General features: G+C 42.7%; 9 protein-coding genes. 5 read left to right on the top strand and 4 right to left on the bottom strand.

Features of this window, described 5'->3' with window-relative positions:
• Positions 1-29: 29 nt before the first annotated feature.
• Both P7F88_RS10245 and nrdD read right to left on the bottom strand, forming a co-directional pair.
• On the bottom strand, positions 30-404 hold the full coding sequence (locus P7F88_RS10245; RefSeq protein WP_277824304.1) for a MazG nucleotide pyrophosphohydrolase domain-containing protein: 375 nt from the start codon (positions 402-404) through the stop codon (positions 30-32).
• A gap of 123 nt (positions 405-527) precedes the next feature.
• Complete coding sequence (nrdD, locus tag P7F88_RS10240) at positions 528-2696, bottom strand: anaerobic ribonucleoside-triphosphate reductase (RefSeq protein ID WP_277824302.1); 2169 nt, start codon at positions 2694-2696, stop codon at positions 528-530.
• 271 nt (positions 2697-2967) lie between these two features.
• On the opposite strand from nrdD, the gene P7F88_RS10235 reads away from it, so the two are divergent.
• Both P7F88_RS10235 and P7F88_RS10230 read left to right on the top strand, forming a co-directional pair.
• On the top strand, positions 2968-3807 hold the full coding sequence (locus tag P7F88_RS10235) for an ion transporter (protein WP_277824300.1): 840 nt from the start codon (positions 2968-2970) through the stop codon (positions 3805-3807).
• Positions 3808-4007: 200 nt separating this feature from the next.
• On the top strand, positions 4008-4259 hold the full coding sequence (locus P7F88_RS10230) for an alcohol dehydrogenase catalytic domain-containing protein (RefSeq protein WP_277824298.1): 252 nt from the start codon (positions 4008-4010) through the stop codon (positions 4257-4259).
• Positions 4260-4419: 160 nt separating this feature from the next.
• Here P7F88_RS10230 and P7F88_RS10225 read toward each other — a convergent pair whose 3' ends face one another.
• The gene (locus tag P7F88_RS10225; RefSeq protein ID WP_277824296.1) at positions 4420-5307 is read right to left on the bottom strand and encodes a GGDEF domain-containing protein; all 888 of its coding nucleotides are present in this window, start codon (positions 5305-5307) and stop codon (positions 4420-4422) included.
• Positions 5308-5622: 315 nt separating this feature from the next.
• On the opposite strand from P7F88_RS10225, the gene P7F88_RS10220 reads away from it, so the two are divergent.
• From P7F88_RS10220 to P7F88_RS10210, 3 genes are all read left to right on the top strand, one after another.
• Positions 5623-7116: an alkene reductase gene (locus P7F88_RS10220; RefSeq protein ID WP_277824294.1), complete on the top strand. Its 1494-nt coding sequence runs from the start codon at positions 5623-5625 to the stop codon at positions 7114-7116.
• A gap of 447 nt (positions 7117-7563) precedes the next feature.
• Complete coding sequence (locus P7F88_RS10215) at positions 7564-9222, top strand: putative transporter (protein WP_277824292.1); 1659 nt, start codon at positions 7564-7566, stop codon at positions 9220-9222.
• Between the two features lie 191 nt (positions 9223-9413).
• Positions 9414-10304: a LysR family transcriptional regulator gene (locus P7F88_RS10210; protein WP_277824290.1), complete on the top strand. Its 891-nt coding sequence runs from the start codon at positions 9414-9416 to the stop codon at positions 10302-10304.
• Between the two features lie 155 nt (positions 10305-10459).
• Here P7F88_RS10210 and P7F88_RS10205 read toward each other — a convergent pair whose 3' ends face one another.
• Positions 10460-11902, bottom strand: coding sequence for a glyceraldehyde-3-phosphate dehydrogenase (locus P7F88_RS10205; protein WP_277824287.1), 1443 nt, complete (start codon positions 11900-11902; stop codon positions 10460-10462).
• Positions 11903-12431: the final 529 nt, after the last annotated feature.

Raw genomic sequence — 12431 nt, 5'->3', positions numbered from 1 at the left:
CGACAAACTAATAATAGAAAGAGCGCTGTTTATTCAGCGCTCTTTAGCTTTTGCTCTTCTTCTAACCGAACCTTCTGCCGGGTTTTAACGTCTTTCCATGATTCGCCTGATTCAATTCCGGAAACTCGCTCATCATATTTCTGACTGGCACGTTTTAGTACTGAAGATAGCTGCACACCCTGCTCTTTCTCTAGCGCAATAACAGCGTTGAGATAATCCCAAAGCACATCGCCGAGTTCATCTTCCAGGTAGCACACTCGAGACTTTGGAACTTCCTCTACAACCTCATCAACTTCTTTTTTGATTTCAGAAAGATAGGTTTCAGATCCATTAGACCAATCATTACCTTCATCAAATAAAGATTTTCTGCGTGCGATTTCGATTAGTTTTTCAAAGTCTTTCATCTTATTTATTATCCTTTTCTGGATGTTAGATTCGTTTGGAACTCCTATATTCCAGTTATAATCAAGTAAATGTAAAAACAGACACCACTTTGATGCCTGTTTATTTATAGCGTTAGCTCACCTTTATTCTTCAATGCCAGCGGTGGGCGTAACCGAACCCGGAAGATGTTTCACCCTTTTGGCAACTTCATTTTGTTTGCCCAGGTTGAATGGGCGCGCATCAGGGCTTCCCAAGTAGCCACAAACACGGCGAGTGACAGAAACTGTAGCAGGATCATGGTTACCACATTTCGGGCATACAAAGCCTTTGCTGGTACAGTTAAATTCACCCTCGTAGCCACACTCATAGCACTCATCTATCGGTGTATTGGTTCCGTAATAAGGCACGCGGCTGTAGCTATAGTTCCAGACATCCTCCAGAGCTTCTATATTGCGCTGCATATTCGGGAATTCACCGTAACAAATAAAGCCACCGTTCGAATGCTGAGGATAACCCATTTCAAAGTCTATCTTGTCGTAAGGGTTTGCATCCTTACGAACATCCAGATGGTAGCTGTTGGTGTAATAACCCTTGTCGGTAATGTCATCAATAACACCAAACTCTTTAGTATCCAGAGCACAGAAGCGATGACACAGATTTTCACTTGGTGTGCCATAAAGGCTAAACGCATACCCGGTTTCGTTTTTCCAGGAATCTACAGCACGCTTTAGGAAGGCAACGATTTCAAGACCTTTCTGAGTAAGTTCAGGCTCATCGAACATATGACCTTTATCTTTACCTTTATAAAGGGCTGTAACGGTTTCATGCACACCAATATAGCCAAGAGAGATGGAGGCGCGTCCATTTTTAAAGATCTCAGCGATTGAATCTTCAGGTTTTAGGCGAACACCACAAGCGCCTTCCATATATAAAATAGGTGCAACCGATGCAGGCACGTTTTCCAACCTTTCAATTCGGGTATCAAGTGCCTTACGCGCCATCTGAAGACGCTTATCAAGAATTTTAAAGAACTTAGCTTCATCTCCTTCGGCCTGAATTGCGATACGTGGCAGGTTAAGGCTAACCACGCCTATATTGTTGCGCCCATCATGGATGAGTTCACCATTCTCTTCGTATGGATTAAGGAAGCTACGGCAACCCATTGGGGTTTTAAATGAACCCGTCACTTCAACAACTTTGTCATAGTTCAGGATATCCGGATACATGCGCTTACTGGCACACTCCAGCGCCAACTGCTTGATATCATAGTTCGGATCCTGAGAGTTTAGGTTAAGACCATCCTTGATAGCAAAAATCAGCTTAGGGAATACTGCTGTTTTACGGTTCTTACCCAAACCAGCTAGTCGATTTACCAGTATAGATTTCTGGATCAGTTTTGCAGCCCAGCTAGTTCCTAAACCAAAACCAAAAGTAACAAACGGTGTCTGGCCATTGGCAGTGTGAAGTGTGTTTACTTCGTATTCCAGTGACTGGAAGGCATCAAAACACTCTTTCTCTGTTCTTGATTTGGCAAAAGCTTCAGGATTAGGAATATCCCACTCTTTAGCAAGCTCCAGGTTTTTTTCATGGCTCGCCATGACATAAGGCTCAAGGATCTCATCAATGCCATTGATAGTTGTTCCGCCATAAATATGGGAAGCGACCTGAGCAATAATCTGTGCGGTTACCGCAGTCGCAGTAGCAATCGATTTTGGTGTGTCGATTTCAGCGTTGCCCATCTTGAAGCCGTTAGTAAGCATTCCACGCAGATCAATCAACATGCAGTTAAACATTGGGAAGAACGGTGCATAATCCAGATCGTGATAGTGAATATCACCGCTCTCATGAGCCTTAACAACGTCTCTTGGAAGGATGTGAGTTTTAGCGTAATGCTTAGCAACGATGCCCGCCAGCAGGTCCCTTTGTGTCGGGATTACCTTGCCATCTTTGTTGGCATTTTCGTTTAGAACATCAATATTGCTTTGCTCAATCAACCCCTGGATTTCCTGGGTCAGAAAGCTTTTCTTATCACGAGAGATGTCACGGTCATGACGGTATTCGATATAAGCCCGGGCCACCTCTTTGTGTGGTCCCTGCATCAACTCATCTTCAACTAACGTCTGAACTTCCTGAATATCGACTTCGTACTTATCTGAAAGACTGGTCTGAACCTTATCCGCTACTTGTTTAGCATAACCTTCCGTGCTTTCACGTCCTGTTGCTTCTGCTGCACTCATTACAGCCAACACTATACGCTCCGCATTGAATGGGGCTCTTGAACCGTCTCTCTTGATGACTACGACATTACTCATGATATTCTCACAGCCTTTATATGGTGCTATTAATTATGGGAGGCACAATATATAGTGTTTGAAAATTTTGTCATCCGATTTTTTAGCTGTGAAAACTGAGATTTTGTTTTGTTGGTTCTTTTTTTGTTCAGCTGAATTTTGAGGTCTCGTTTCGGCGGCCTCAAAGAAAGTTAAAGAAACGTTTACAAAAGTCGTCAATTAAGTAACATCTGTCAATTGTCGTATTCGATTGATTATATTCAATGTTGTCTTAGTAAAAGGGCTCGTATCAATGATTTCTTCGCTGCACGTTAGCTTAACCACAATAAATAATAACAAGTATTTTCAGGCTTTCACTGTTGTGGTTATTATCCTCGCGGCACTGTCCATAGGTGCTAACACGTTTGAACTACCAACAAGCGTGAGCGTAGCGATTCACTGGTTAGATCAGTTTATCCTTTTGTTTTTTCTGGTTGAAATTGTCATCAAGTTCTTCTCATACAAACATAAACTAGACTTCTTCAAGAGCGGCTGGAACTGGTTTGACTCAATCATCGTCGTTGGGAGCCTAATACCCACCGCAGGGCAAGGTATATTGATTGCGCGCCTGCTTCGCGTATTCAGAGTGCTTCGACTGGTATCGGCCGTACCTCAGCTTAAGCTGTTGATTAATGCTTTGTTCAAAGCTATTCCGAAGATGGGTTATATCGCTGTGTTGATGTTTATCATCTTCTACATCTATGCCGTTGTAGGAAGCTTGTTATTTTCATCTATCAACAAGGTTTTATGGGGCGATGTCTCGATATCTATGTTGACGTTGTTCCGGGTGGCTACATTTGAGGATTGGACAGACGTCATGTATGAGACCATGGAAGTTTATCCAATGAGTTGGGTGTTCTATCTTACCTTTATCTTCCTTACTGCATTTGTATTTTTGAATATGATGATTGGTGTGGTTATTGAAACCATGACGACAGAACATGCCTTAGCAGAACAAGACAAAGAGTCTGACGATCCAATCATCACCTCGGAATACGAATCAAGGCAAATATTTGCTACCCACAATCAGGTAGAGCAGCTACAAAGAGAGCTCTCAGAAATTAAGGAGCTCTTGAAGCAAAATAGAGCATAGAAAACACATATAACACACATGATAATCAACTGAATATCAGCGCTAAATTTCGATAGATTCCTGACTAGGGCTCAGACTATTATCCCATTTTTGCAATTCACTTGTCCCATATCGCTTATTTTTTTCATCCCTCAGGCCAACTAATATTTCTCCCGTACCTTGATAACGAATGACGGCAAGTTGCCGAACAGGAGAAGAACATGAAAGCGGTAGTATTAGAACAAACTGGCGGTAGCGACAAACTTATCTACAAAGAAATCGACAAACCAGCACTAAAAGAAGGCCAGGTCCTGGTTCAGATAAAAGCAGCACCAATCAACTTCATCGATACGGTTATCCGTGAAGGCAACATGCCTCCGGGTATGATGCCAGAATTGCCGTTCATCTCTGGTGTTGAAGGAAGCGGTATTATCGCTTTGAGCAGAGTAATGTTTCGGACATCATCGCTATAATCATCATAAACATCCTGATAGGTAATATACGATGCAACTCCTATGAACAAAGTCCAGATTAGAACGACAAAATAGAATGCAAGCCAGATATTATTTTTAATAAACGCCATATTTCCCTGCCAATCTCTGATATTGAACGAATCACCCGCCGTGGTTTTATTTATGTGTTGTCATAAGAGCAATAGCAGTTTCTTCCCTGAGACTTAGCCTTATACATGGCTTCATCTGCTCGATGGTACAGTTCTTCGAAGCTCAGCAAATGACCGCTTGATGTTGCTCCACCAATACTGACCGTACATTTTACGTTCTTATAGAGATTATAGACGTTCAGTTTCTGGACATTTATACGTATTCTTTCCGCAATGGTTGCCGCTTTCTCGCGGTCTGTTTCTTTTAAGAGCACTACAAACTCTTCACCACCTAACCTGGCAACATAATCCCCTTTTCGTAACGCTAGTTTGATAGTGTTTGCGATTTCTATCAGAACCTTATCGCCAACTGGGTGACCATACGTATCATTTATGTTTTTAAAGTTATCAGCATCTATAACCAATAAGCTTACATGCGAAGAATTTTTCTCGTTTAAATCAAAGTATTCTTCCGTCAGTTTGAGGAAAGTTCTTCGATTAGGTACACCCGTCAATGAATCAACTTCAGCCAGGTGCCTCATATGCGCCAGCTTCTGGATATGGTGTTTCACCCAATGAATACAGGCGGACATAAAAAATATAAACCCCAATGTTCTTACAACATCTTCAGCGATGTCTAAAAAACCTCGCACCTCAAAAAACTCATCCATAAAGTCAATCGCGTTACCTACAACCAAAAGAGACATGGAGATAAATAGAGCTTTGTAAACCGTTGAATCTTCTCTAAGCTTTTCCAGGCTGAATAGCAAGTAGACACATGCAATAGTCTTCGCTAACTCTGTGACTACATCGGTAGAGTCAGGGATAGCAGAGGGATAATAAAGTGCAATAAAACCCGATAGTAATAGAGTAATGATTAAAGTAGCGATAGCTCTACTTCGTTCTCGTATAATGCTCATTTTAATCTACCCGGGGACAATGACGCTCTAATATAAACACTAGTACATTATTAATACATTGATGTACTGTTAAAACTATCTCCCTTTCTTGTTAGAAAACATTACCACATTAATCTCGGCCTCTCCTAACGGCTAAAGGTAGGCTACCAAAACTTATCCTTCACTAATTATTGTCATAAATAACAAGAGTAAATTGTTTTTATCGTTCTTTTTCTCACCTGAGTACAGACCTATGATGCCATCTTTAACTCTGAAGTTAAGTTTGTTCCTGATATATCAGGACTGACTGCGACAATAATTGAATAAGGAATAAAGATGCTTTTCAGTAACCTGAAAATGGGTCAGCTAGAGCTTAGAAACCGTATTGCAATGGCACCTATGACCCGTTCACGCGCAACCCTACCGGGCGATCTGGCTAATGATATGATGCGCGAATATTATCGTCAGCGTGCTAGCTCTGGTTTGCTAATCTCAGAAGGTATTCCTATCTCTACATTGGGTCGTGGTTTCTCCTTTACTCCCGGTCTGTACACCGAAGAACAGGTTGAATCCTGGAAACCAGTAACTAAAGCTGTTCATGATTTGGGTGGCGCTATCTTTGCTCAGATATGGCACGTTGGCCGTACATCACATAAAGCCATTACAGGTGGAGAACTGCCAATTTCTTCGTCTCCGGTTGAAGGAGTTAGCCCTGCATTTGGCCCTCTTGCTGAAGGGGGTTATGGTTTCCTGAAGACAGAAATCCCTCGCGAAATGAATCATGGAGATATCCAGGAAGTGATTCAGCAGTATGTGGTAGCGGCAGAGAATGCTATTGAGGCTGGATTTGATGGCATCGAACTTCACGGTGCTAACGGCTACCTTATCGAACAGTTTATGCACAAAGCAACCAATAAGCGCACTGACGAATATGGCGGCAGCGATGAAAATCGTATTCGTTTTGCTGTTGAGATAATTACAGCGGTAGCCAATGCAATAGGTGCGGATAAAACCGCTATTCGATTATCTCCCTATCTAACCATTGACCATCCGGCTGATGACTTTGATATGCCAACGACAGTGCTTAAGTTCCTTGAAACAATTGAACCACTAGGTATTGCTTACGTGCATTTCTCTGAGAATGTGATGAACTTCCGCGAGGTACCGATCACTTTCCGCCAGCAGGTACGTGATGTATTTAGTGGTAAGGTCATTATTGCAGGTCGATACACTAAAGAATCAGCCCAGGAAATGCTGGACACTGGTCTGGTTGACCTTGTGGCGTTCGGTGAACCCTATATTGCAAATCCTGATCTGGTGTATCGCTTTAAGCATGACTTAGAGCTTAACGAAGGACATCGTGAAACATATTACGGCGGCGCGGAAGAAGGCCTTATCGACTATTCCGTTGCTGACCCCGAAGTGTTCGCAACTGACCCGGCGAAAGAACAGGCCGAAGCGTTTATTCTGAACTACTACAGCAAGTTTGACGCTCGTGCAGACACAGATGCATTTACAGAAGATTTCGATTGGGATGGGTTCCTGATGAGTACTCCGGATCGTAAAATTCGTACCGAACAGGAATACTTGCTGTTTTACGCTGAAACAAACGAAGTCTTTGTTGATAGCAACCATAAGGTCGAGAACTTTATGTTAACCAGAAAAACGGCTGACAGCATTGAGGCCACATGCGATGTCACTTTCACCGCCAATCAAAAGCCAGATCCACTAACTCCGATAGAAGTAAAAGGTCGCGTACGCTTTGTTCTAAAGCAAGGTGAAAAGGCTAATACCTGGAAGATTAACCGATACCTGGTTGACGTTGATTAACAGAGCTTTCGTTATTAAGTAAAGTTGGTCAGGTGGGTAGTAATGTTCACCTGACTTTTACCAGACAAACCCCGCCACTTACCAAAAATGAAATCTTAGAAATACGAATTATACTTATAAATATCAATAATTTAAGATTGAATCATTTTCTGATCGAACACACATTATTGAACTCATTTGCTAGTTCAATGAGCCTGAGTTGATATGATAATTTCTATAAAGTCTGGAGGCAGTTCTTTACTACTTAGCAGCCGTATGCCAACTCTCTAACCACTCCTTTCGTTAGAAGCGAAATCAGTTCTTACCGAGCTTGACCGACTCAATATCCAACTATTGCTTTCAGAAAATTCGCATTTGTCGTTACTACTTTTTTGCCTGTATCCAGGATATTTCTGATCCGACTCCGCGAATTAACAAGAATTATTAATAGCTTAAGGAGATAGAACTATGAGTGATATTGCACTATCTATCAGCTTGTTATCGCTGGTAGCAGTGCTTGGATTGTGGATAGGGAACTGGAAAGTTCGCGGTGTTGGTTTGGGTATTGGCGGTGTGTTGTTCGGCGGTTTGATCGTCGGCCACTTTGCTCAAACTCTCAACGTAGAACTCGACAGACACACCTTACATTTTATCCAGGAATTCGGCTTAATATTGTTCGTTTACACTATTGGTATTCAGGTTGGCCCTGGCTTTTTTGCTTCGCTTCGAAGCTCCGGACTCAAGCTCAACGGGTTTGCTGCACTAATAGTAGGTTTAGGCGGTCTCGTTACCGTTATCATATATCACCTCTTTGATATCCCGCTTCCGGTTGCGCTTGGTGTGTTCTCTGGAGCGGTGACCAACACGCCATCTCTGGGGGCTGGACAGCAGATCCTCAGTGAACTAGGGGTAAGCAGTGAAATGATCGGCTTAACGGGCATGGGTTATGCGGTCGCCTACCCTTTTGGTATATGCGGTATTCTTCTCACCATGTGGTTGCTCCGACTGGTCTTTAAAGTAGATGTAGACAAAGAAGCAGAACAGTTTGAAATAGCCAGCGGGCAGAAAAAAGAGGGCTTACTGTCGAAAAACGTCGAGCTGAAGAATACCAACCTGAATGGCCTTCCTCTGAGCGATATTTTGAGTCTAACCAAGGGAGAGTTGATTTGTTCAAGGTTGAAGCGCGGCAGTGACCTCATTATCCCCGATGAGAAAACACATGTAGAGTTAAACGACTTTCTCCATCTTGTAGGTGAAGACAACGCACTTGAAAAGGCCATTCTAATCATTGGTGAAGAGGTTGAAGCCAATCTTTCGACCAAAGGAACAGAGTTAAAGTCTCAACGCATTGTTGTAACCAACGAAAATGTATTGGGCAAAAAGATTGGCGATCTGGCTCTCAAAGAGAAATACGATGTTGTGGTTTCTCGCCTAAACCGTGCGGGTGTTGAATTGGTTCCGAATGCAGAAACTTCACTGCAGTTTGGTGACATACTCAACCTGTTAGGGCATAAAAGTGCTATCAATTCAGCCAGCAGCGTATTAGGTAATGCGCGTCAAAAACTGAATCAAGTACAGATGCTGCCAATCTTTTTAGGCATCGGACTTGGTGTGCTTCTGGGCTCCATTCCGATTTACCTTCCTGGCCTACCGGCTGCGATTAAGCTTGGCTTAGCTGGCGGACCTCTGTTAGTTGCTTTGGTTCTGTCTCGAATCGGGAGCATCGGAAAGCTCTACTGGTTTATGCCACCTAGTGCCAATCTTGCTTTAAGGGAAATTGGCATTGTTCTTTTCCTTGCGGTTGTCGGACTAAAATCCGGAGGTGGCTTTGTAGATACTCTGGTTAATGGAGATGGTTTCAGCTGGATGGGCTATGGGGTAATGATTACCTTTACACCGCTCGTTACCGTTGGTGTTCTAGCCCGAATATTCGGAGGACTTAATTACCTGACAATCTGCGGTATGCTTGCCGGCTCAATGACCGATCCACCAGCACTGGCATTTGCAAATGGTCTGCATCCTACAAGTGGAGCTTCAGCGCTTTCCTATGCAACCGTCTATCCTCTGGTAATGTGCTTACGAATCTTGTTACCTCAGCTTCTCGCTATTTTACTCTGGGCGGGTTAACGCTCTACGAGCTCAAATTGGAGGCCTGGATTGATATCTGGGTCTTGTCTTATGCCCACCTAGAACACCGAATAAGTAGTCATAAAGCCAATATACTTTTGTCGCCGAGGGCAATAATGGGAGCGCTTGAAACAGCTCTTTTCTGTTATGATTTCTGTAACGATAGTTCGGTTTTGACAGTGGAATTAGCAATGAACGAAAGTAAAAACCTGCTGGTATTTCTTGATGTTGTCGATCAGGGAAGCTTTGTTAATGCAGCCAAATTGCGCAATACCGATCCGGGAAGAGTGACAAAACAAATCAAGTCATTAGAAAACGAGTTAGGCGCGATACTTCTCAACCGTTCAACCCGATCAATGTCGCTCACGGAGGTTGGAGAAAAAGTTTACGCTAAAGCTCGTCAGATCAAATTGCTAATGGACGAAGTTAATGATATTCCCCACGACTATCAGCAAAAAGTGCAAGGGGTCGTAAAAGTCACTTCCCCAGTATTTATTGGCAGAAAGTATGTAGAACCGGCAATACGCTCAATACAAACTCAATATCCTGAAGTAGTGTTTGAGTTGGAAATAACGGACGCTCATACCGATATCATAAAAGAAGGCTATGATGTGGCAATCAGGCAGTGGGAGCCTAGAGATTCCAACCTGATAGCCGTTAAGTTAACAGACGTTAGCATGAAGCTGGTTGCCAGCCCTTGCTTTATCCAAAAGCACGGCAAACCAGATTCTGTTCAGGATCTTGCTGCACTGCCTGCCTCTTTATATCGAAGAAAAAATCTGTTCAGAAATAAGCTCCAGTACTTTAATGATGACCACGAGCTGGTATCAGAAACGCTGAATGGCAATTTTGTAGTCAATGATGCAGATCTAATTGTGCGTGCTGCGCTCGCCGGAAATGCGTTTGCGCAGATAGCCGATTATATGGCAGATGATTACCTTGAATCTGGTGAGTTGGTTCAGATACTACCGGATTTATCACTCCCTCCGGAGCAGTCAGTTTATGCCGTTTATCCTCATCGAGGCGCAACTAAAGGCACCAGATTGCTTATTGAAGAACTAAAACAGTTATTGAAGAGTTAAAATATTCGCTGACGGTGAGTAACCGATATACAAAGCGAAGAGCAGTACATTCTGTATGCGAATGTAAATACAAAAAAGCCGCTCTTACAGAGGAGCGGCAATCGAAATACACATATTATAGTTTTAGGCGTTGTGGAGTCTTATTCGATAAGTCACTAGACTATAGCTGGATACGTCTTGTAGCGTACATCCATCATCTGTTCCATACAATGAATAACCTGGCAACTATAACCAAACTCGTTGTCGTACCATATGTACAGAACACATCGGTTGTCCTGAGCTATGGTAGCAGCGCCATCTACGACACCAGCATAGCGAGAACCTACAAGATCACTTGAAACGATTTCGGTCGACTCAGTGTAGTCAACCTGTGCTGACAATGGAGAATTCAAAGCAATATCGCGAAGATAAGCATTCAACTCATCTTTATTTGTGCTTTTCTCAAGATTCAGGTTTGCCACAGCCATTGATACATTCGGAGTTGGGACACGAATCGAATTTCCGGTTAGCTTACCGGCTAACTCCGGCAGCGCTTTGGCTACCGCAGACGCTGCACCAGTGGAAGTTAGAACCATATTCAATGAGGCACTACGTCCCCTACGCTCTCCTGAGTGGAAATTGTCAATCAGATTCTGATCATTAGTAAAAGAGTGGACGGTCTCAATATGACCAGAAGTTACACCAAACTTATCGTTTATCGCCTTAAGTACCGGTGTAATAGCGTTAGTCGTACAGCTTGCTGCGGAGATAATGGTGTCTTCTGGTTGAATAACGTCTTCGTTCACACCAAATACCACATTTTTAATTGCACCTTTGCCTGGTGCTGTTAGTAGAGCCTTTTCTGCCCCCTGGCACCTCACATGCTGGCTCAGGCCTTCTTGATCACGCCATACCCCGGTATTGTCTACAACAAGAGCATTATTGATACCGTAGTCGTTATAGTTAATATCCTCTGGTTTGTTTGCATAGATAACCTGTATGTTGTTGCCATTTGCAATGATAGCTTTGCGCTCTTCATCGACAATTATGCTGCCATTGAACTGACCATGTACGGAATCTCGCCTCAAAAGGCTGGCTCGCTTTTCCAGATCGCCCTCTTTACCACCACGAACAACGATAGCACGCAAACGCAATGGATAGCCCGGGCCACTTTTTTCTATCAACAGACGAGCAAGCAGTCGCCCAATACGCCCGAAACCATATAGGACAACGTCTTTTGGTTCAGACACGCTCCCTGCGTTCATAGCATTAGTCAAAGCGGTATACAGAAAATCTTTCATCTGATCTTCACTATCATGAGATGACCAGTATTGGTGAGCCAATTGCCCAATATCGACTCGGCAAGGAGATAACTCACTTAACTCCGTCAGAGCCTGAATAACCGGAAGAGTCTGTTGTAAAGATAAAGGGGAACCAGTGTAATGACGAGCCAGGCGGTGTGTTTTGATGATGTCTATTACATATGCATTAACCAGGGTTTTGCCAAACAAAAGTACTTCCACGCCTTTCTGGCGATAAAGTTGACGAATCATAGGGGTAATGGTTTCCGCAATCGTTTGGCTAGTTTGCCATTCTTGTAGGTGTTTTTCTGGGCTCATTTCATTGGACCTTTTGAATTACTTTGCTTTACATAGGGGGCTGACTACTCAACTCAGGCTGATAGACAAACCCAGGTTATCGGTAGGTTATTTAATTGTTATATTTTTTATTTGGCGGGATTGTATATGCCAACTCGTTATTCTGCTAGGAAAAATAACACCGGCATTACTTGCTGATTTTATAGATAAAAACAGCCTAATAAGTAAGTTACATAGTCAATTGGTCATATTGACTTTTAGTTAACATGTTACTTATTTTTTATCAAAAAATACTCATAACGCATTTTTAAATGAAAATGGTACTTATAAGTAAATGGGCGTGTGATAGAGATCGGTATTAGGCCAAAGCTTCCCTTATTTTTATGAATTTTATGCGGTTTATTCCACTGCTCTTACCAGACAAACTTAGTGACTATTATTTAACAAAGAATAAGTCGGAAACCGAGTTAAATTTATTTGCTTTTCAAACCTAATAGAAATAAAAAACGCGCCAGTATACATGCCAGCGCGTATTTCATGTTGAGGAAAT

The sequence above is a fragment of the Vibrio hannami genome (assembly GCF_029589055.1).
Lineage (GTDB): Bacteria > Pseudomonadota > Gammaproteobacteria > Enterobacterales > Vibrionaceae > Vibrio > Vibrio hannami.
Note: the sequence above shows the minus strand (reverse complement) of the source record. Positions and strands in the feature narration are given on the sequence as shown.